Annotated in this window: 25 protein-coding genes; 18 read left to right on the plus strand and 7 right to left on the minus strand. The window is 58.7% G+C overall.

All coding sequences use genetic code 11. From position 1 onward, the window contains the following. The first annotated feature begins 182 nt into the window (after window positions 1-182). Complete coding sequence (gene dapA, locus LPU83_RS44880; protein WP_024313698.1) at window positions 183-1067, plus strand: 4-hydroxy-tetrahydrodipicolinate synthase; 885 nt, start codon at window positions 183-185, stop codon at window positions 1065-1067. A gap of 104 nt (window positions 1068-1171) precedes the next feature. Then, complete coding sequence (smpB, locus tag LPU83_RS44885) at window positions 1172-1651, plus strand: SsrA-binding protein SmpB (RefSeq protein ID WP_024313697.1); 480 nt, start codon at window positions 1172-1174, stop codon at window positions 1649-1651. Window positions 1652-1705: 54 nt separating this feature from the next. Here the strand turns inward: smpB and LPU83_RS44890 are convergent, their stop codons facing one another. Then, complete coding sequence (locus LPU83_RS44890; protein ID WP_024313696.1) at window positions 1706-2287, minus strand: LabA-like NYN domain-containing protein; 582 nt, start codon at window positions 2285-2287, stop codon at window positions 1706-1708. Window positions 2288-2573: 286 nt separating this feature from the next. On the opposite strand from LPU83_RS44890, the gene rpoZ reads away from it, so the two are divergent. The 12 genes from rpoZ to LPU83_RS44950 all read left to right on the plus strand — a co-directional run bounded on the left by rpoZ (window position 2574) and on the right by LPU83_RS44950 (window position 12726). Next, complete coding sequence (gene rpoZ, locus LPU83_RS44895; RefSeq protein ID WP_016553376.1) at window positions 2574-2978, plus strand: DNA-directed RNA polymerase subunit omega; 405 nt, start codon at window positions 2574-2576, stop codon at window positions 2976-2978. 100 nt (window positions 2979-3078) lie between these two features. Then, window positions 3079-5328 (plus strand): RelA/SpoT family protein, encoded by a 2250-nt coding sequence (locus LPU83_RS44900; protein ID WP_024313695.1) that lies wholly within the window; start codon window positions 3079-3081, stop codon window positions 5326-5328. Between the two features lie 184 nt (window positions 5329-5512). Further along, window positions 5513-5662: a DUF3563 family protein gene (locus tag LPU83_RS44905; protein ID WP_065814341.1), complete on the plus strand. Its 150-nt coding sequence runs from the start codon at window positions 5513-5515 to the stop codon at window positions 5660-5662. A 142-nt stretch (window positions 5663-5804) separates the two neighbouring features. Beyond that, window positions 5805-6389 carry a DUF2062 domain-containing protein gene (locus tag LPU83_RS44910; protein ID WP_024313694.1) on the plus strand — a complete coding sequence of 195 codons (585 nt, stop codon included), beginning with the start codon at window positions 5805-5807 and terminating at the stop codon, window positions 6387-6389. Next, window positions 6386-6790, plus strand: coding sequence for a holo-ACP synthase (gene acpS / locus LPU83_RS44915; RefSeq protein ID WP_024313693.1), 405 nt, complete (start codon window positions 6386-6388; stop codon window positions 6788-6790). Before LPU83_RS44910 ends, acpS begins: the two co-directional genes overlap by 4 nt. Window positions 6791-6905: 115 nt before the next feature. After that, on the plus strand, window positions 6906-7649 hold the full coding sequence (gene lepB / locus LPU83_RS44920; RefSeq protein WP_024313692.1) for a signal peptidase I: 744 nt from the start codon (window positions 6906-6908) through the stop codon (window positions 7647-7649). Next, on the plus strand, window positions 7646-8365 hold the full coding sequence (gene rnc / locus LPU83_RS44925; protein WP_024313691.1) for a ribonuclease III: 720 nt from the start codon (window positions 7646-7648) through the stop codon (window positions 8363-8365). The genes lepB and rnc overlap by 4 nt, the downstream gene beginning before the upstream one ends. Before the next feature lie 8 nt (window positions 8366-8373). Then, entirely contained in the window at window positions 8374-9312 is a 939-nt protein-coding gene (gene era, locus LPU83_RS44930; protein ID WP_024313690.1) for a GTPase Era, read from the plus strand. A gap of 131 nt (window positions 9313-9443) precedes the next feature. Then, entirely contained in the window at window positions 9444-10196 is a 753-nt protein-coding gene (locus LPU83_RS44935; RefSeq protein ID WP_024313689.1) for a Crp/Fnr family transcriptional regulator, read from the plus strand. A 232-nt stretch (window positions 10197-10428) separates the two neighbouring features. Beyond that, entirely contained in the window at window positions 10429-10791 is a 363-nt protein-coding gene (locus tag LPU83_RS44940; RefSeq protein WP_024313688.1) for a response regulator, read from the plus strand. Window positions 10792-10857: 66 nt separating this feature from the next. Continuing rightward, window positions 10858-11616, plus strand: coding sequence for a DNA repair protein RecO (recO, locus tag LPU83_RS44945; RefSeq protein ID WP_024313687.1), 759 nt, complete (start codon window positions 10858-10860; stop codon window positions 11614-11616). Between the two features lie 108 nt (window positions 11617-11724). Further along, window positions 11725-12726 (plus strand): aldo/keto reductase, encoded by a 1002-nt coding sequence (locus tag LPU83_RS44950; protein ID WP_024313686.1) that lies wholly within the window; start codon window positions 11725-11727, stop codon window positions 12724-12726. Between the two features lies 1 nt (window position 12727). Here the strand turns inward: LPU83_RS44950 and LPU83_RS44955 are convergent, their stop codons facing one another. From LPU83_RS44955 to LPU83_RS44965, 3 genes are all read right to left on the minus strand, one after another. Further along, entirely contained in the window at window positions 12728-13480 is a 753-nt protein-coding gene (locus tag LPU83_RS44955; RefSeq protein ID WP_374046209.1) for an MOSC domain-containing protein, read from the minus strand. Window positions 13481-13593: 113 nt separating this feature from the next. Then, a complete protein-coding gene (locus LPU83_RS44960; protein WP_024313685.1) occupies window positions 13594-14238 on the minus strand; it encodes an HD domain-containing protein in 645 nt (214 codons plus the stop codon). A 69-nt stretch (window positions 14239-14307) separates the two neighbouring features. Further along, window positions 14308-16185 carry a putative bifunctional diguanylate cyclase/phosphodiesterase gene (locus LPU83_RS44965; protein ID WP_024313684.1) on the minus strand — a complete coding sequence of 626 codons (1878 nt, stop codon included), beginning with the start codon at window positions 16183-16185 and terminating at the stop codon, window positions 14308-14310. Between the two features lie 456 nt (window positions 16186-16641). Here LPU83_RS44965 and LPU83_RS44970 point away from each other — a divergent pair, with 456 nt between their 5' ends. The 4 genes from LPU83_RS44970 (at window position 16642) to LPU83_RS44980 (ending at window position 18991) form a co-directional block, all read left to right on the plus strand. Beyond that, the gene (locus LPU83_RS44970) at window positions 16642-16950 is read left to right on the plus strand and encodes a hypothetical protein (RefSeq protein WP_024313683.1); all 309 of its coding nucleotides are present in this window, start codon (window positions 16642-16644) and stop codon (window positions 16948-16950) included. Between the two features lie 85 nt (window positions 16951-17035). Next, entirely contained in the window at window positions 17036-17977 is a 942-nt protein-coding gene (locus tag LPU83_RS44975; protein WP_197901949.1) for an IS4 family transposase, read from the plus strand. A 13-nt stretch (window positions 17978-17990) separates the two neighbouring features. After that, the gene (locus LPU83_RS73425; protein WP_197901950.1) at window positions 17991-18374 is read left to right on the plus strand and encodes a hypothetical protein; all 384 of its coding nucleotides are present in this window, start codon (window positions 17991-17993) and stop codon (window positions 18372-18374) included. A 101-nt stretch (window positions 18375-18475) separates the two neighbouring features. Beyond that, window positions 18476-18991: a superoxide dismutase family protein gene (locus LPU83_RS44980; protein WP_024316430.1), complete on the plus strand. Its 516-nt coding sequence runs from the start codon at window positions 18476-18478 to the stop codon at window positions 18989-18991. Between the two features lie 13 nt (window positions 18992-19004). On the opposite strand, the gene LPU83_RS44985 is transcribed toward LPU83_RS44980, so the two are convergent. Genes LPU83_RS44985 through LPU83_RS44995 form a run of 3 tightly spaced genes read right to left on the minus strand, consistent with a single transcriptional unit; the run spans window position 19005 to window position 20718 of the window. Continuing rightward, on the minus strand, window positions 19005-19577 hold the full coding sequence (locus tag LPU83_RS44985; RefSeq protein WP_024316431.1) for a hypothetical protein: 573 nt from the start codon (window positions 19575-19577) through the stop codon (window positions 19005-19007). Window positions 19578-19597: 20 nt separating this feature from the next. Beyond that, a complete protein-coding gene (locus LPU83_RS44990) occupies window positions 19598-20149 on the minus strand; it encodes a tyrosine phosphatase family protein (protein ID WP_024316432.1) in 552 nt (183 codons plus the stop codon). Then, a complete protein-coding gene (locus tag LPU83_RS44995) occupies window positions 20146-20718 on the minus strand; it encodes a YfbR-like 5'-deoxynucleotidase (protein ID WP_176703593.1) in 573 nt (190 codons plus the stop codon). Before LPU83_RS44995 ends, LPU83_RS44990 begins: the two co-directional genes overlap by 4 nt. Window positions 20719-20734 lie beyond the last annotated feature (16 nt).

Below are 20734 nucleotides of genomic sequence, written 5' to 3' on the forward strand. Positions count from 1 at the left end.
TTTGGCGGGAGCCATCTTAACGAAAGCTTACCAAAGTCAGTAAACTTCGTTCACATTTGCTAGCGGAATTTGCCCTAAACCGATCCATGCGCGCTTGTCGCGGCGATTTCGCCGCACTATGGTGCCCCACCAATATTCAAGGAATGCGGCCGAAGCGTGAATTCGGCCATGAGGAGTTCTGCATGTTTCAGGGATCCATTCCCGCTCTCGTCACTCCCTTCACTGATGCTGGACAAGTGGATGAGGCCTCGTTCGCGGCCCATGTCGACTGGCAGATCAAGGAAGGCAGCAGCGGTCTCGTTCCGGTCGGTACGACCGGCGAATCTCCGACGCTGTCGCATGCCGAGCACAAACGGGTGGTGGAACTCTGCATCGAAGCCGCAGCCAAGCGCGCACCCGTGATGGCCGGCGCCGGTTCGAACAATACGCGTGAAGCGATCGAACTTGCTCAGCACGCCGCGAAGGCCGGGGCGGATGCCATCCTTGTCGTCACGCCCTACTACAACAAGCCGACGCAGAAGGGATTGATCGCGCATTTTTCGGCAATCGCCGATGCCGTAAAGCTGCCGATCTATATCTACAACATCCCTGGCCGCTCGGTGATCGACATGACGCCGGAAACGATGGGAGCGCTTGCCAAGGCCCACTCGAACATTGTGGGCGTCAAGGATGCAACCGGCAAGATCGAGCGCGTGTCCGAGCAGCGCCTGACTTGCGGCAAGGAGTTCAGGCAGCTGTCTGGCGAGGATGCGACCGCGCTCGGCTTCAATGCCCATGGTGGTGTCGGCTGCGTCTCGGTGACGGCCAACGTGGCGCCGCGGCTTTGCGCGGAGTTCCAGGCTGCGACACTTGCCGGTGACTACGCGAAAGCGTTGGAATATCAGGATCGCCTGATGCCGCTGCACAAGGCAATCTTCCTGGAGCCCGGTCTCTGCGGGGCAAAGTATGGCCTGGCAAAGCTCGGGCGGATGAGCCGCAACTGCCGTTTGCCGCTGGTTTCGACACTGGAACCTGCCACGGAAACGGCAATCGATGCCGCGATGCGCCATGCCGGCTTGCTGAACTAGGACACGCCACGAGCCTGCCTTCACAGGCGGGCGATGTTCCCTTACATAGAAGGCAAGAGAAAAGGGCGCGGCAGTCGCGCCCTCAAGTATTTGGAATGTGTGTCATGGCCCCCAAAGGCAGCGAGCGCGTGGTCAAGAAGATCGTTGCGGAAAACCGCAAGGCGCGCTTCAACTATGAGATCATCGATACCTACGAAGCCGGATTGGTGCTCAAGGGCACCGAGGTCAAGTCGCTGCGCGAGGGTAAGGCCAATATCGCGGAATCCTATGCCTCTGATGAGGATGGCGAGATCTGGCTCATCAACTCCTACTTGCCCGAATATCTGCAGGCAAACCGTTTCAACCATGAGCCGCGCCGGCGCCGCAAGCTCCTCCTCTCGGGGCGCGAGATCAATCGCCTGCGGGCGGGGATCAATCGCGAAGGGATGACCTTGGTCCCGTTGAAGATCTATTTCAACGATCGCGGTCGCGCAAAGATAGAACTGGCGCTCGCCAAGGGTAAGAAGCTGCACGACAAGCGCGAGTCGGAGAAGGAGCGCGATTGGAATAGGCAGAAAAGCCGTCTTCTCAAGGACAACGGCTAGTCAACATCCGGGCCGGCATTTCTACCGGGACGTAATGGCACTCCATTGATCGGCTTAAGCTTCCAGATCGGTGGGCGTCGCGGTTTCGGTCGGCCGCGGTGGTCGCTCCGAGGGATCCCGCCCGATTTCGCTCTTCAAGGACAGAAGGTCTATGAAATGATCGGCCTGGCGACGCAGGTCGTCGGCAATCATCGGAGGTTGCGTTGCCATCGTTGAGATGACCGAGACCTTTCGGCCCTTGCGCTGGAGTGCCTCCACAAGCGTCGTGAAGTCTCCGTCGCCGGAGAATATGACGAGATGGTCGACGGTTTCCGATTGCTCCATGGCGTCGATCGCAAGCTCGATGTCCATGTTGCCCTTGATCTTTCGGCGGCCCATCGAATCCGTGAATTCCTTCGCCGGCTTCGTCACGACCTTGTAGCCGTTGTAGTCCAGCCAATCGATCAGCGGGCGAATGGAAGAGTACTCCTGATCTTCGATCAGCGCCGTGTAGTAGTAGGCGCGCAAGAGATAGCCGCGTTTCTGAAACGCCTTCAACAGCTTGCGGTAGTCGATATCGAAACCAAGACTTTTGGACGCAGCGTAGAGATTGGCGCCATCGATAAAAAGAGCAATTTTTTCGCGTGGATCAAACATCGCGTACCAATCCAATGTGAGCAATCTTGATGCTTCCGTCAAAATCCAAGAAAACAATGGGTTATGCGGTCGCTTGGAACAATTCTTACTTTATGAACTATTCATATAAGAAAGATTTAGGGCACGATTCGCGATATTCCAAGCAACTTTTGGTGGAAATCCGCTTTCCGTTCCAAAATTCGCCGTCTTCGCCGGTTGGGGCTTCGCGCAATGAAAACTTGAATTTGTCCGGTTTTAATTGTATCGGGCGTGTTAATCCCGAGATCACGACCGTAAAGGACAGGCAATGGCCCGTGTCACCGTAGAAGACTGCATTGATAAAGTTGAGAACCGCTTCGAGCTGGTTCTGCTTGCCAGCCACCGTGCCCGGCTGATTTCCCAGGGCGCCTCGATCACCATCGATCGTGACAACGACAAGAACCCGGTTGTGGCTCTTCGCGAGATCGCCGACGAGACGCTTTCTCCGGACGATCTCAAGGAAGATTTAATCCACTCGCTGCAGAAGCACGTCGAAATCGACGAGCCCGAGCCCGATCCGGCGAGCCTCATTGCAGCTGGCGGCGTCGCTGCGGCTGATAGCGAAGAGCAAGAGGATCTTCCCGAAACGATCACCTTCGACCAGATGTCGGAAGAAGAGCTTCTGGCTGGCATCGAAGGCCTCGTGCCGCCGGAAAAGAGCGACGATTACTAATCGTCAACCTTGCGCCGTTATTGCTTCGGCATATTATTGCATATCATGTGCGCCAATCCGTGATTGGCGCGCTTTTCTTTTTTAATGGAGTGGTTTCGGGATGATGCGGCAGTACGAGCTCGTGGAGCGGGTTCAGAAATATAAGCCCGACGCCAACGAAGCCCTGCTGAACAAAGCCTATGTCTATGCGATGCAAAAGCATGGACAACAAAAGCGTGCCAGCGGCGATCCCTACATCTCGCATCCGCTGGAAGTTGCCGCGATCCTGACCGACATGCACCTCGACGAGTCGACGATCGCCGTCGCGCTGCTTCACGACACCATTGAGGACACGACGGCGACGCGCGCCGAGATCGATGAACTCTTCGGCGAGGACATCGGTCGGCTGGTTGAGGGACTGACGAAGATCAAGAAGCTCGATCTCGTCACCAAGAAGGCCAAGCAGGCCGAAAACCTGCGCAAATTGCTGCTCGCCATCTCAGACGACGTGCGTGTGCTGCTCGTCAAGCTTGCAGACCGTCTGCACAACATGCGAACGCTGGATCACATGTCACCGGAAAAGCGTGCGCGCATTTCCGAGGAGACCATGGATATTTATGCGCCGCTTGCCGGACGCATGGGCATGCAGGACATGCGCGAGGAGCTGGAAGACCTCTCCTTCCGCCACATCAACCCGGAGGCCTACGAGACCGTCACCGGGCGGCTCGAGGAGCTTTCGAAGCGCAACGAAGGTCTGGTCAAGAAGATCGAGACCGAATTGGGCGATCTGCTCGTTGCGAACGGGCTGAATAGCGCGATCGTCAAGGGACGCCAGAAGAAGCCTTACTCCGTGTTCCGCAAGATGCAGTCGAAGTCGCTGTCCTTCGAGCAGCTTTCAGACGTCTACGGCTTCCGCATCATCGTCGATGATATTCCGGCTTGCTACCGGGCTCTCGGTATCGTTCACACCCGCTGGCGCGTGGTTCCCGGGCGCTTCAAGGACTATATCTCGACGCCGAAGCAGAATGACTACCGTTCGCTGCACACGACGATCGTCGGCCCGTCCAGCCAGCGCATCGAGCTTCAGATCCGCACCAAGCGGATGCACGAGATCGCTGAGTTCGGTATCGCCGCCCACACGCTCTATAAGGATGCCGCTTCGACCTCTGACAACGATATCCTGTCGCGTGAGTCCAACGCCTATTCATGGCTGCGACACACAATCGAGGCGCTTGCCGAAGGAGACAGCCCGGAGGAATTCCTGGAGCATACAAAGCTCGAGCTGTTCCAGGATCAGGTCTTCTGCTTCACGCCCAAGGGCAAACTGATCGCGCTTCCGCGAGGCGCGACCCCGATCGACTTTGCCTATGCGGTTCACACCAATATCGGCGACACGACAGTCGGTGCCAAGATCAACGGTCGTATCATGCCGCTCGTGACCCGGCTGGCAAATGGCGATGAGGTCGAGATCATTCGCTCCGGCGTGCAGGTGCCGCCTGCAGCCTGGGAAGAGATTGTCGTGACGGGCAAGGCGAGGGCCGCGATCCGCCGCGCCACCCGATTGGCCATCCGCAAGCAATATGCCGGCCTCGGCCATCGCATTCTGGAGCGCACCTTCGAGCGGGCCGGCAAGATCTTCTCGCGCGAAGCGATGAAGCCCGCGCTCCATCGGCTTGGGCAGAAGGATGTCGAAGACGCCATCGCCGCTGTCGGTCGTGGCGAAATGTCGTCGCTCGATGTGTTGCGCGCCGTTTATCCGGACCATCTGGAAGAACGCGTGACGGCCAAGCCGAGCGGTGACGACGGTTGGTTCAATGTTCGCAGTGCCTCCGGCATGATCTTCAAGATACCGGGCAAGGCGAAGTCGGGTGTCGACGGCGCGGCCGCAGACCTCAAAGCCGATATCGGTATGGATACGATGCCCATCCGGGGCATTTCGAGCAATGTCGATGTGCAGTTTGCGCCGACAGGCGCCGTACCCGGTGACCGCATCGTCGGGATCATGAATACGACGGAGAAGGGCAACGGCATTACGATCTACCCGATACAGTCGCCGACGCTGCAGCGTTTCGATGATCAGCCGGACCGATGGATCGATGTTCGCTGGGATCTCGATGAGGCCAACAAGTCGCGATTCATGGCGCGGATCATGGTCAATGCCTTGAACGAGCCCGGTACGTTGGCAAAACTCGCACAGACCGTTGCAGGTGTCGACGTCAATATCCGCGTGTTCAATACGGTGCGCGTCGCAACCGACTTCACCGAAATGACGCTTGATGTTGAGGTGTGGGACCTTCGGCAGTTGAATCAGCTGCTTGCTCAAATGAAGGATCTGGAATGCGTCGCGACGGTCCGCCGGCTCTACGAGTAGGCCGACAGAGCCGGTTGGCGAGCCATCTGCACATTTTGTGATCGTTTGGTGACGAAAATCGCACTGATATAAGGCTAGATATGCGTGCTGCGCATGGCTGCGCTTATGATAGAGCGTTGGTAATTGCTGCCGTGAGCGCCTATCTTCCAGTCATCAGGAAACGAACAGAAGATGAGGCAAAGAAATGTTTACACCGATCAAGAAGATCGCCCGCGCACTGCGCGCACCGACTGCTGAAGAACGCGAAATGGCTTACCTGAACGGCTCGTTTGACCGTATCGATCTTGAATATCGTCAGCGTCAGGTTGATCGCGGTCTGTTCCGCATTCGCTAATATCGGATCTATACTTGAAGAATAGAAGGGGCGTATTGCATATCACGCCCCTGGTGAGTGTTGCAGACTGCAGCAAGCAAATAGTGACTGAGATGGTTTGACGCTCTTGTCACGCCGGTGCGGGTTGCACTACATACGCGCCATGTTGTTCCGACGTCGAAAACCTGCTGGATTTCGTGAGAAAGTGCGTGAGGTGCTTTGGCCTCGCAAGGGATTCTTGCGGCCGCTCCGCTATTTCACGATGCGTGTTCTGCGCTTGACGGCGTCGCCGCACGCCGTCGCCATGGGCGTAGCCGCAGGGATTTTTGTGTCCTGGACGCCCTTTATCGGCGTTCATTTCGTTATGGCCTTCGTGCTCAGCTATCTCTTCTCCGGCAATATGGTCGCCGCCGCGCTTGGTTGCGCGGCTTTTGGCAATCCGCTGACCTATCCCTTTATCTGGGGGGCGACCTGGGAGATCGGTCACCTGCTGCTCGCTCGTCAGGATACGATGCAGGGGCACGCGATCGATCTTGGTGCTTTATTCCATGAGTTGCATTTCTCCGAACTCTGGCGCCCCGTTCTCGAGCCGATGCTTATCGGCTCCATCCCGCCGGCGCTTCTGACTTCCGTCATCGTCTACTTCGGAACCTTCTACGCCGTGAAGGGCTTCCAGACGCGCCGCCGCGAGCGTCTGATGGAGCGTGCCCGCATGCGGCTGCTAGACGCAGTACAGGAAACCGTATGATTATCGGCATCGGCAGCGATCTCATCGACATCAGGCGTGTCGAGAAATCCCTCGAACGCTTTGGCGAGCGCTTCACCAATCGCTGCTTCACCGAGGTCGAGCGGGCGAAGTCCGACCGGCGTGCCAACCGTGCGGCCTCCTATGCCAAACGCTTTGCGGCCAAGGAGGCCTGCTCCAAGGCGCTTGGGACAGGCATGGCGCAAGGTGTTTTCTGGAAGGATCTCGGCGTCGTGAACCTGCCGAGTGGCAAGCCGACGATGAAGCTGACGGGCGGGGCGGCCGAGATGCTGCAGTCGATGCTGCCGGCGGGCCACAGGGCTGCCATTCATTTGACGATAACCGATGATTACCCCTTGGCCCAAGCCTTCGTCATCATAGAGGCCATCCCGGAAAGTGCCTGATCAGCGACGTAGAGTCGCTTTTAATGTTGGCGCCATTGCCGCAATCGGCCGAAGCCGCTAGAGAGAAGCAAACAAGAGTTGCGCCCTTGACGGTGCATTGAAGGAATAAGACTGCGTGTCCGAAAAAGTCGAAACCAAGCCGAACGCCCTTTGGGAAAACATCAAGGTCATCGCCCAGGCGCTGATTTTGGCGATGGTTATCCGAACCGTGTTTTTTCAGCCGTTCACCATTCCCTCCGGCTCGATGATGCCGACTTTGCTTGTGGGCGACTACATCTTCGTCAACAAGTTCGCCTATGGCTATTCGAAGTACTCGCTGCCTTTCTCGCCGAACCTGTTCAGCGGCCGTATCTTCGCGAGTGAGCCGAAGCGCGGTGACATCGTTGTCTTCCGTTTCCCGCCGAATCCCGATGTCGATTACATCAAGCGGCTGGTCGGTCTTCCCGGCGACCACATTCAGGTCACGGAAGGCGTTCTCTACGTGAACGGCAAGCCGGTTCCGAAAGTGCCGGATGGCACGTTCAATTCCGACTACGCGCAGGATCCGGGCCAGGACGTGCCGGTTTTCCGCGAGACCCTGGATAGCGGCGTCAGCTACGATACACTGGACCAGTCCCCGGTTTCCCGTGGCGACAACACGCGCGAGTTCATCGTTCCCGAAGGTCACTACTTCATGATGGGCGATAATCGCGACAATTCGCTCGACAGCCGCTTCGATGTCGGCTTCGTGCCTGCGGAGAACCTGGTCGGCCGCGCCAGCGTCATCTTCTTCTCACTCGGCAACGACACCTCGTTCGGCGAGATCTGGAAGTGGCCGACGAACATGCGTTGGGATCGTCTTTTCAAGGGCGTTGAATGAGTAAGGCGCAGACGCTCTCGGCGGCGGATCGGACAAGGCTTGAAGCCCTGATCGGTCACGAGTTCGCCGAGAAAGAGCGGCTGGATCGGGCGTTGACGCATGCCAGTGCCCGCACGCAAAAAGGCGGCAACTACGAGCGGCTGGAGTTTCTTGGCGACAGGGTGCTTGGCCTCTGCGTCGCGGAACTGCTCTTCCGCACGTTCGGCGCGGCGACAGAGGGCGAACTTTCGGTGCGTCTCAATCAGCTCGTCAGCGCCGATACCTGTGCGGAAGTCGCCGATGAGCTCGGCCTGCACCTCTTCATTCGCACCGGCGCCGACGTCAAGAAGCTGACTGGCAAGCGCATGATGAATGTGCGCGCTGATGTGGTCGAAAGCCTCATCGCCGCGATCTACCTCGACGGCGGTCTGGAAGTTGCCCGCCGGTTTATCCTGAAATTCTGGGAGAAGCGGGCAGCACGCGCCGACGGCGCGAGGCGCGACGCGAAGACCGAGTTACAGGAATGGTCACATGCCAAATTCGGCATCACGCCGATCTACCGGGTTGAAGAACGCACCGGACCGGATCATGATCCGCGCTTCACGGTGACGGTGGAGGTCGCCGGTGTTCAGCCCGAAACGGGCATTGAGCGCTCAAAGCGGGCTGCCGAGCAGGTCGCAGCCACACGAATGCTGGAACGCGAAGGCATTTGGCAGAAATCCTCTGCCGGAAACTGACGGGATAAATGACGGAAGAACACGATATGGCGGATGACGCCCCTGAAACTGCGGGCGCGACACGATCGGGCTTCGTCGCTCTGATCGGGGCGACCAACGCCGGCAAGTCGACGCTGGTCAACCGGCTGGTCGGCGCCAAGGTCTCCATCGTCAGCCATAAGGTGCAGACGACGCGCGCCATCGTGCGCGGCATCGCGATCCACGACAATGCGCAAGTCGTGTTCATGGATACGCCTGGTATTTTCAAGCCGCGTCGGCGGCTCGACCGCGCCATGGTCACATCGGCCTGGGGCGGCGCCAAGGATGCCGACCTGATCATGTTGCTGATCGACAGCGAACGCGGTCTGCGCGGTGATGCGGAAGCCATCCTTGAGGGCCTCAAGGAGGTGCATCAGCCGAAAATCCTCGTCTTGAACAAGATCGACCGCGTCAAACGCGAAGATCTGCTGGCGCTCTCGGCAGCCGCCAACGAGAAGATTGACTTCACTCATACCTTCATGATCTCGGCCGAGAATGGTTCCGGTTGCGACGACGTCATGGACTATCTGGCAAAGACGCTACCCGAGGGACCTTGGTACTATCCCGAAGATCAGATTTCCGATCTGCCGATGCGCCAGCTTGCGGCGGAGATTACCCGCGAGAAGCTGTTCCTGCGGCTGCATCAGGAGCTTCCCTATTCATCGCATGTCGAGACTGAGAAGTGGGAAGAGCGCAAGGACGGCTCGGTCCGGATCGAGCAGGTGATCTACGTCGAACGCGACAGCCAGAAGAAAATCGCGCTCGGCAAGGGCGGCGAAACCATCAAGGCGATCTCGTCGGCCTCCCGACGGGAGCTCTCCGAAATCCTCGAACAGCCGGTCCATCTTTTCCTGTTCGTGAAGGTTCGCGAAAACTGGGGCGATGACCCCGAGCGCTTCCGCGAAATGGGGCTGGATTTTCCGAAGTAGGGCCGACCCTTCTACAGCTTTGTTTCTATAGTAAAAATTGCCTCCGTGTGGAACAACCCTCGGGGTTCGGGTGTTCCTATGTGAAGCGCGCCAAATCCGGCGGCGCTCTTCCTTTGAGCACAAGGGCCTGTATGGTGACCCAGCGCCCCACTTCCTCGTTCAAAACGCCGTGCGAGCGCTGTCCGTTGCGTGCGATCGCGACGTTCAGGGAGTTCAGCAGCGAAGAGCTCGAATTCGTTTCGAAGTTCAAGAGAGGCGAGCTGGCCGTGGATGCCGGTGCCACGATCCTCGTCGAGGGCGCACATAGTGCGCACCTGTTCACCGTTCTTTCCGGCTGGGGCTTCCGCTACAAGGCACTGGAGGACGGGCGCCGGCAAATCCTGAACTATGTAATGCCCGGTGATCTAATCGGTCTTCAGGGAACGATCATGGGGGAAATGCAGCATTCCGTCGAAGCGTTGTCGCCTGTGTCTCTTTGCGTCTTCGAGCGCGACAAGCTGATGACCCTCTATAGCAAGCATGCGTCTCTGGCCTTCGACATCACCTGGATTGCTGCCCAAGAGGAACGCATCCTTGACGAACACCTGTTGAGCATTGGCCGTCGGACGGCGCTCGAACGGGCCGCCTACCTCATCGCCTTTCTATTTGAGCGCGGGAGGGTGTTGAAGCTCTTCAACGGCCATCCGTCGATTCCGATCACGCAGCAGCATGTGGCCGATACGTTGGGGCTTTCGATTGTTCATACCAACAAGACATTGAAAAAACTCGCCAATCGTAACCTCATCCGCTGGCAGGAGCGTGCCTGCGAGGTGCTCGATGGCGAAGGCCTGATGGCTGCTGCTGGCTGGGAGGGGCTCGGAGAGAAAGTCCGTCCCTTCATATGATACGCGTCGCCGGTATGTCTTTTCTAAATGCGCATCACGCGAAGGGGACCTAAGATCCTCCGTGCCACCTTTCTTCCTGCTTTGCTTTTTATCGACGCGAAACGAAAAAGCGGCTATGCAAGCTAAGCGGTAAATGGTTGTCGGCCAATGAGCCATGGGGCGTCAGAGGTAGTAATCCGGGAAATGCAATGCCGAGCGTCTTCGATGACACTCAGCGAGGGGCGTATTGGGTATGAAGGCAAACCGTGTTCTGGTCCTTGAGGACAGTTTGATCATCGCGATGGAAGCCGAGGATATCCTTCGCCAGGTAGGCGTGGAAACGATTGGTATTGTCAGCAGCCTCGACCAGGCAATGGAGGCGACCAAGACCGAAACCTTCGATTTCGCGTTGCTGGACGTCAACCTCGGCGAAGTCATGAGCTTCGATTTCGCCCGTCATTTGGCCAACATCAACATCCCGTTTGGGTTTGTGAGCGGCTATTCGGACACGAAGGATTTTCCCGAAGATCTCCAGAATGTGCCCCTGCTCGTCAAACCGTTTGGCGAATCGGCGATGCGCGACTTCCTTCAGAAGCTCTTCCCAGCCAGCGTCTAATGCCTTTTCATGACAGAGCACCGGTGTTGCGGTAGGATCGAATCGAAGGTTAAAGGTTCGCTTCCGATGCAGTGGCACGACCGGGCAATCATCTTGGGCGTCAAGCGCCACGGCGAGACGAGCGTTATCGCCGAGGTGATGACGCGTGAGCGCGGGCGCCATCTGGGTATGGTCCGTGCCGGCCGGTCGCGGGCAATGCAACCTGTCCTTCAGCCCGGCAATGAGGTCGAGGTCACATGGCGCGCGCGCCTTGATGAGCACCTTGGAGAGTTTCGCATCGAGCCGCTGACGTTGCGGGCCGCGCGCCTGATGGAAACGGCGACTGCCGTCTATGGTGTACAGGCCATGGGCGCGCTGCTGCGGTTTTTGCCGGAACGAGATCCGCACCCGCATCTCTTCGAAGCGCTTGAGGTCATCCTCGACAATCTCCACAATCCGGCCGATGCTGGTGAGCTTTTTGTCCGGTTCGAGCTCGCAGTTCTGAACGACCTTGGTTTCGGCCTCGATCTGACCGAATGTGCCGCTACGGGCGCGCGTTCCGACCTTGCCTATGTGTCGCCGAAGTCGGGCAGGGCGGTCAGCCGGACTGCGGGGGCTCCATGGGCGGACAAGATGCTGCTCCTGCCGTCATTCCTGAGCAGCGAGGAAAACCGCGCAGCCGATATCGACAGCCTCAACGCTGCGTTCCGCTTAACGGCATTCTTTCTCCATCGCCATGTCTATGAGCCGCGCGGAGTGCAGGCGGCGGCTGCACGCGAGGGCTTCGTTCAGGCGGCGCTGAAAGCACTGAAGGCAGCCGCCACGCAGGACGAACTGCCGGCCTGATCGACCGTTTTTCATTGGTGAAAAATATCATGCAGAGCAGGTGCTTTACGCGCCTCACGCGCCTGCCTATTTCGATCGCATGCAGCCCAGCGATCGGAGGAGTAGACGATGCTGACCAAGCCCAATGTGACGACCACGATAAACCTCTGGAACAATTACGAAATACCCAGATTGGGTATGGGCTGCTGGGCGATCGGCGGGCCGTTCTATGCCGGCGATACGCCGCTCGGCTGGGGTGAGGTCGATGACGACGTGTCCGTCGCCGCCATTCATCGCGCAATCGAGCTCGGTATCCGTTTCTTTGATACAGCTTCAAACTATGGGGCGGGACATTCAGAGGAAATCCTCGGGCACGCGATCGGCAACCGCAGTGACATTGTCATCGCGACCAAGTTCGGTTTTGCCACCGACCCCAAGACAAAGCAGGCGACCGGGGCCTTCGCCGATCCAGTCTTCATTCGTCGCTCGGCCGAAACATCGCTCCGTCGGTTGAAGCGGGATCGCCTCGATCTGCTCCAGTTTCATCTGAACGATTTTCCGCTGGAGCAGTCAGACGCGGTCTTCGAAACGCTGGAGAAACTGCGCAGCGAGGGCAAGATCGACGCCTTCGGCTGGAGCACCGACTTTCCGGATCGTGCTGCACGACATGCCGAGCGTCGTGGTTTCGTTTCCATCCAGCACACGATGAACGTCTTCGAGCCGGTGCCGGATATGATCTCGGTGATCGAACGGCATGGACTGATCTCGATTAACCGCGGGCCGCTCGCGATGGGGTTGCTCAGCGGAAAATTCCGCGCCGACACGAAGGTCGGCGACAAGGATGTTCGCGGCGCGAGCCTCGATTGGATGGTCTATTTCAAGGAGGGGCGCATCGCGCCTGAGTTCGCGGCCCGACTGGAGGCGATTCGCGAGCTGTTGAGGTCCGACGGTCGAACTCTCACGCAAGGGGCTCTGGCGTGGCTCTGGGCGCGCTCGCCTCGAACCTTGCCGATCCCGGGCTTCCGCACCGTCGCCCAGGTTGAAGAAAACGCCGGCGCGCTGGCCAAAGGACCGCTATCGCCAGCGGTCATGACGGAAATAGACGAGACGCTTGCCAAGGTTCGGGCCTAATTTAGTCGCGGTTCCGGATCTTGAAAGCCCAGCCCGCGGGCCTCTCTTCGATGACTTTGACCGGGTCGCCGACCGTTATCCGGCCGACTCCACGAGGCGTGACATTCCAGCCAAAGAGCGGGCCGGGTACGCGCCGGTCCGCCGACATCCGAATGCGGCCCATGGCTGGCATCGGGTTGGGAACGTCGCGCGATCCGGTCGATTGGTCCTGCGTCGTCATGATGCAGCGCGCGCAGGGTTTGACAAGATCGAAACGAATGCCTCCGATTTCGATCGCTGCCCAACGATCTTCCTGCCAAGCTTCATCGGTATCGAGGACGATGTTGGGCCGGAACCGCTCCATGCCGACACCATCTTCGCCGTGCCTTTCGAGGTCGGCATTCAGTGCCCGTAGGGAGGCGGTCGTCGTCACCAGGATCTGGTAGCCATCGGTAAATGTAACCGGTGTGCCTTCGCCGGCCCATTCTGCGCTGGCGGAGCGCCTGGCATCCCCATCGAAAAACACCAGTCTTACGTCTCGCCCCAGCCAAGCGGAAAGTTGGTTATTCGCCACGTCATCGGCAACCGCAGCATCGACGATGGACTTCCAGATCGAAACGTCCATTCGCCTTGCGGCAATCGGGATCTGCGCAATCATCTGCTTGTCACCACCCATGGTGAGATGGAGCTGAGACGGCCCGGCCTGCACGGCAATGCGCGCAAGCTCGGGCAATTCGCGCTGTGTGATAAAGTGTCCGTCCCGATCGGTGATCATCGCACGCCGGTCGCCCGGCAGCCCGAATGCATCGATCTCGGAGGACGGCAGGGCATACCTCGAGCACTCTTGAGCGGATAGATGAAAAGATCGGTGATACGCATCAAGTGCTCCTAGATTTCGTCCATGAATGCCGCGAGGAAGTCTCGCAGCCGTTCGTCGCGTGCGGCCGCAAGCGCCCGCCCTGCTTTCGTCTGAAAGCCATCCGCCAGTTTGAACAGCTTGGTCTGGAAGTGGTCGATGACATATCGTTTGTCGTCAAGCTCTCGATAGCTGCCAGCCGGATCGAACGGGTCGTAGAGCGCTGACGACATCCGCCCACCGATATAGAAGCAACGCCCGGCGCCGACCATGCCTATCGCGTCCAGCCGGTCGGCATCCTGCAGTATCTTGGCTTCCAGGGTCTCCGGCGCGACGTTGGCGGAGAAGCTGTGCGCGACGATCGCGTGCGCGACTGATGCGATATCATTGCCGTCCCAGCCAAGCTCGGCGAGAATAGCCGATGCCTTTTCTGCCGCCAGTGCAGAGGCCCTCGATCGTATGGGGGAGTTCTTTTCCACGGCGACGCAGTCATGCAGAAGGACGGCAGCCGCAAGGATCCTTGCATCGCCACCCTCCAGAGCCTGGATTCGCATCGCGTTCTTGAAGACACGCAAGACATGCGCAAGGTCATGCGAGCCGTCGTCGCCTTCAGACGAATGCGGCACGAGCTCGATCGCAAGATTTTCAAATGGAGCAAAGGCCTTCGCCTGGAACATGGGATCACCGCATTAGAAGGGGGTGTCCTTCCATAAACGCAGGAACCACGAGTCGCAACGAAGTGCGTGTCAGCTCGCCCTGGTGCTGGTGTGTTCCGGTGGCTGCGACAACAGGTCGGGCACGTCGACGACAGGCCGCGGCGGACTGATGTGATAGCCCTGGATCTCATCGCAGGCTTCACGCTGCAGCAGCGCCAACTGCTCGGCCGTTTCCACACCTTCCACAGTTACGCGCATGCCGAGCGCATCGCCGAGAAGGATGATGGCGCGCATGATCGCAAAGGCTTCCCTGTCTTCGACGATACCGTTGACGAACGACTTGTCGATCTTGATCTTGTCGAACGGGAACCGCCGGAGATAGCTCAGCGATGAGTAGCCGGTGCCGAAATCGTCCATGGCGATGCGAATGCCGCTTTGTTTGAGCACGTGCAGGATGGGCAGGGCCTCATCGAGGTTTTCCATCAGCACACTTTCGGTGATCTCGATTTCCAAACGGCAGGCCGCAAGCCGTGCTTCCGCCAGTGCTGCGGCGACATCGGCCGGCAGATCGCTGTTCGTGAATTGAATGGCTGAAACGTTGACTGCGACCTTGATATCTTTCGGCCAGTGCACCGCATCGCGGCAGGCGCGGCGCAGCACCCAGCGCCCGATGTCGACCACGAGCCCGACCTCTTCCGCAAGAGGGATGAATTCCAGCGGCGGCACCCGACCACGCGTCGGGTGGTTCCATCGCACGAGCGCCTCGAAACCGCAGATCCGCTGCTGGCCGAGATCATAGAGCGGTTGATAATGAAGCTCGAACTCCTCGCGTTCCACCGCTTTGCGCAAATCCGCTTCGAGCGCATGCCGCGCTTCGATTTCAGCTTCCATCTCGGCGGTGAAGAAACGCTCGCCGTTGCCGCCGCTGCTCTTGGCGTGCGACAGCGCGACGCCGGCATGTTTCAGCAGGACATCCGTCTCCGTTCCGTCTTGCGGACTGATGGCGATACCCATCGACACGCTGAGCTCGACGGCTTTGTCGCCGCGAAAGAACGGCTCGGAAAGTTCCCGCCGGATCTGGTCGACAAGAGCCGTGACATTCCAAGGCTGCTGCCGCCCGGATTGGAGAACCGCAAATTCGTCCGAGCCAAGGCGTGCCAGCACATTGCCAGCGCCGGCCGACATGCGGATGCGCTCGGCCACCTGCCGCAGGATCTTGTCCCCGGCCGAGACGCCGAGCGTGTTGTTGATCGATTTGAAGCGATCAAGATTGAGGTGCACGAGGGCGATGTGTTCGTCCGGCTTGCGGCCGGCCAGCGCGGCGTCGATGCTCTCCCTGAGGCGGATGCGGTTCGGCAGGCCTGTCAGCGGATCGTGATGAGCGAGATAGGCAATACGCTCGGCCGCTTTTCGGTCTTCGGTGATGTCGGCGTGGATGGAAATATTGCTCCCATCGGGCAGGACGGTGATAACGCTCTGGATCGTGCGGCCGTCTTCCATCACCCATTCGCGGTGACGGATGTGTCCGCCCTCCGAGGCGGCGTCACGCAAACGGGAAACCTTTTTCTCACCGCGCTCGTTGCCGCGGATCTTTGCGATCAGCGATCCCAACGAAGCGCTGGGAGAGGCCTCCTCGCTGCTGAACCCGAAGAGTTGCCGGAAGCGGATGTTGCAGACCATCAACCGCTGCTGTGAGTCGAAGACACTCAGGCCCTGAGGCAGGTTGTCGAGAACGTTCCCGAAGAGGCGCTTCTGCTCCGCAAGATCTTCCTTTGAGGCGACGAGGTTGCCCTTCAGCTCGCCGTTTTCCTTGACGAGCAGCCGAGAACGATCCTCGGCAGCGCGCTTCTTTCCTGCCTGCAGCCGATATGTCTCGACGACAAGAGCCATCAGACGCTCGGCGTTGGCAGACCCGTCCTCATTGATAGCGGTTGTGCACTGTTGCCGAAAAAGGGCTTCAGCGTCCATTTGCGGCAATCTCCACGTCGGGAGAGAAAGGAAGATATGCGGAGCCCAGTGAACCGCCTGCTAACCTGCAATTGCGACGCGGCGCGTCAAACATGAAAGGACTTTCTGAAACAATCGAAAAAACTATCGTCAATACAATCTTAAACTCAACCGGCAGGTGCCGCCGCGGCAAAGATAATCCGTTGGTCGCATTAAAATTCTATTGCGACGCAAACGAATATATCGCTGGGAGGATATTTGGCTGCTTCAGCCGAAATGCGCGCAAATGCAGGCGATCTGGGCCCGGACCACACGTCGCTGATGCGCCGAGATCACACTTTGTCAATCATGGTTAATGGCATGTTAACAGCTTATTGACGCAGTGCGCAAATCAGTTTAACGACCGATTAGTCTTTGATTTTCCCCATTTCGTATTGCGTACAAACATCACCGAAACGGCGGTGAATGGAGGTTTGTATGAGCCAAGTTTCATCGGCTGGTGATACGTCTTACGCGTATCTCGCGACGCTGTCGCGGCTGGACACAAATGGCGACGGCCTGCTGAGCAGGGGCGAGCGGGCGGCTGACGATAGGCCGGGCGTTTTAAAGCAGTTGGGCGAAGAAGATACGATCCAGGAATTTGCGCCCAAGCTGTCTGATGGCGTGCTTACATTCATGATGGGCACGCGCGAGAGCGGAAGCGTCAACTTCTATCAGCAGCATAACGCTTCTAACGATCTGTATAAGAGCACCTACGGTCAGTACGATCTCGATCCCGTCGCCTGATCGCGCCGTGCGCCAAATTCGCAAGGCCGGCCCAGGGGCTAATGCAGTTCACTTAGTGAGCTGCGGGCAAGTTTGATGGTTCAGGATGGGGATTCGTTTTCCCATCCTGTTTTTGTTTGTGATGTCACGCACCCTTGGACATTCGGCCGAATTATCGGCTCTTTCGCAGGCGATCGACCCGGACTGGATCGCTCAGGCTCTCGCCACGACAGGCAAGGCGAGCATCCGCAAGCGCAAGCTGCCAGCCGAGCAGGTCGTCTGGCTGGTGATTGCGTTGGCCCTTTATCGTCATCAGTCGATCCCGGAGGTGGTGGCCCATCTTGATCTGGTTTTGCCCGATGAGGTCAACGCGGATATTGCCAAGAGCGCGTTGACACAGGCACGGCAGCGCTTGGGTCAGGCACCGTTGGCGCAGTTGTTTGCAATGAGTGCATCATGCTGGGATGAACGCCACCAATCCGGGCGTGCCTGGCGGGGTCTTTGTCGTTATGCCGTGGACGGCAGCACGCTGCGGACGTCCGACAGCCCGGAGAACCGGGCGCATTTTGGAGCGCAGGCCTACGCGTCTGGCGTTGTCGCAAGCTATCCGCAATTGCGGCTGCTGACGCTGACGGCGCTGGCGACGCATCTGGTGCGTGATGCGGTGTTCGGAGCCTATGGCACAAACGAGATGCTCTATGCCAAAAGCCTGCTCGACCGGGTTCCGGACCATTCGCTGACGGTCTTCGACAAGGGCTTCTTCAGTGCCAGCCTTCTCTTGCAATTGCAGACGAAGGGACATGAGCGTCACTGGCTGATTCCGGCCAAAGCCAACAGCACATGGGAACGACTGGATCCGCACCCCACCGATTATCGGGTGCGCATGAAGGTCTCGCCCCAGGCGCGGCAGGCAGAACTGGACTTGCCGGCCTTCTGGGAGGTCAGGGCCATCGAGACGACCACCAGCCATGGCAAAAAGAGCATATTGTTGACATCGCTGATGGACAGACAAAGTTTATCTGGCAAGCGAAATGGTCCATCAGTTTGAAGAGAGAGGGCGAATGGAGCCAAGTTATCGCGAACTCAAGCAGGAGTTTATGGGTAGTGAACTGACCCTGCGAAGCGGCACGCCGGAGACTGTATATCAGGAGGTGTGGGGCGCGTTGGTGGCCTACAATGTGGTGCGGCTCGAAATGGCAGAGGTCGCGACCGAAGCCCAAGTCGAGCCAACCCGACTAAGCTTTATCACAGCCCTGCATTACTTGCGTCACGAATGGGGATGGATGGCGATTGAAGCACCCGGCAAAATCCCCCCCCACCTCACCAGATTGAGAAACAGATTGGCAGACTTGCTGCTGACAGAAAAACGGGGGCGATCATGCCCCCGTGTCGTCAAAAAACTGCGTGCCAGATACCCGATAAGAGCCGTAAGCAAACCTAAGTGAACTGCATTACGGCCCAGGGGCCGTCTTTTCTTTGCTGCCATTTCAGGAACAGGTTCACGCCTCGCACGTTGAAAGCAGCGATGCAAGAGAAGGAAGCTCCAATGAAAACAGTCCTCTCGATTGCCGCTCTGGCGTTCATTGCGGTCTCTTCGGCCACGTTGGCTCAGGACAAGCAAACGGCCACCGCGGACTTCGTCGGCGGTGACGGAAAGGCAAGCGGTCGAGCCACTCTGACGGCTGCAGCGAACGGCGGTGTACTGATCGAGGTCGAAGTCGCTGGATTGCCTGCGAACAAATGGGTCGCATTCCATGTCCACGAGACCGGCAATTGCGACGCGGCCGTGCATCACGAGTCGGCTGGAAAACACTTCAATCCGACCAATGCTGAACATGGTCTGTTGTCTGCAAAGGGACCCCACGCCGGTGATATGCCTAATCAGTATGTTGACCAGGATGGCGTTCTGCGGGCGCAAATCTTTGACAGCATGGTCACCCTCGACGGCAAGACCGATGGCATCCGCGGTCGAGCGCTGATCGTTCACGCCAATTCCGATGATTATCGCAGCCAACCTGCAGGGGATGCAGGCAAGCGCCTGGCGTGCGGCGTCATCAAGTAGCGTCGCTGCAACGTCAGCGATAGTAGTATCGCTCGGCGTACCACTCGCTTGATGCCATGGGCTTATCCGTCGCGACCCATTGCCCGGCACTGCTCGCTTCGAGCAGATCGGCGGTGGCGTGGTCCTCCAGCCCGACAAATATGATATTGGTGTTTTCGCGCAGCAGGGGATCGATGCCGAAGCCGATGCGGCCGTCTTCTCCCGAGTACAGCAGGTTCATCCTGACATAGAAGAACTCAGCCTGGTATTCAGCGCCTTCTTCGCTGAAGGCTTGCGCGACGTCGATGACAGACTTCTGCGGCCCATCATAGACGGTGATAGCCTCGTTCAGGCCGAATGTTGCCCCATAAAGCGTGATCGAGCGCGTCGGAACCGAGCTGGTGGCGCCGGTGGTCACGTCCATCTGCTGGCCGAAGAAGCTGGTTTTGACACCATCCAGATCTCCCCGGAAGAAATAGGAAAATCGGTCACGCGTGAGATAGATCGCTTGCCACCGAAACCGCGCATATTCGTCGGACGCGCTTGTCAGGCTCTTGAGTGTCGCCAAACAGCTCACAAACGTATCGCGATAGTTCTGCAGCGACATCGATCAACCTCCTCTGGAGGTTAACCGGTATCGACTGAAAACGTTCCGGCGGTCGGCTCTTCCACGTTCAGCGTAAACGGCGCGTTTCCGTCCGCATCGGCGCCTCTGCCGATAACGCGAACCGCATCGACCAGCCGTCCCCTGCGGCCGAGCATGTCGTCACCGATTTGAACGAGGCGCGCATTGGGTGTCGCATAGGGGGAGGCAGCGCGCAGCCGGCGGACGAGCCCCATGTCCTCTTGCTCCGGCGACACGGAAAGAGCCGCAATCAAGGCGGCGGCGGGCGACCGTGACACGCCCATCCAGCAGTGGATGAGAAGAGGCGCGCCCCGATCCCAATCGCGCGTAAAATCGATGATCTCCTGCACATGGGTTTCATCAGGCGCGACAAGGTTGCCGGTTCCCCTGAAGGCGATGTCATTCATATTCAGGAGAAGGTGCCGGTGCGCCTGGATCACGGCAGGCCGGTGAAAGGCTTGCTCCTTCGCCATCAGGCTGATCATCTCGCGCGCGCCATGCCTGACCGCCATCTCGGCGATCCGGGAAAGGGGCGCAACAACGATCCTGGTCATGCTTTGCCGCCTCGAATGGCCTCGATTGCCTCGAAGCGCGCGCAAAAGAGGCGTTGCGCCTCGACAGCAGGCAGCGGGGTCATTAGCAGCATGTCTTTGCTGATCCCACGTGGCTGGCCGAAGAACTTCTGCGCCTCCGCCGAGGTAAAGCCGGCAAGCTGCGTCGCCTCGAAATAAGCGGCGATGGTGTCGGCGTTCTTTATCCTGTCCTTGAGCTCGCGTGTTGGGTGAGGTGGCAGGCCGAAGCGAAGATGGATAGCAGCCTCCAGCCGCTTTTCGACGGCCTTGTATCCGCCGCCGACGACCGACTTGAATGGTGAAATCATGTCGCCGATCACATATTCCGGCGCATCGTGCAGCAGCGCCATCAGGCATTGTTCGGCGGTCGCTTCGTTGAGGCGGCGGAAAATGTCCTCAACGACAAGGCAATGCTGGGCGACGGAAAAGGCGTGATCCCCCGAGGTCTGTCCGTTCCAGCGGGCGACGCGCGCAAGTCCATGTGCGATATCGCTCACCTCGACGTCGACGGGAGAGGGGTCGAGGAGATCGAGCCGGCGGCCTGAAAGCATGCGTTGCCACGCGCGC

It is taken from the genome of Rhizobium favelukesii, from assembly GCF_000577275.2.
Lineage (GTDB): Bacteria > Pseudomonadota > Alphaproteobacteria > Rhizobiales > Rhizobiaceae > Rhizobium > Rhizobium favelukesii.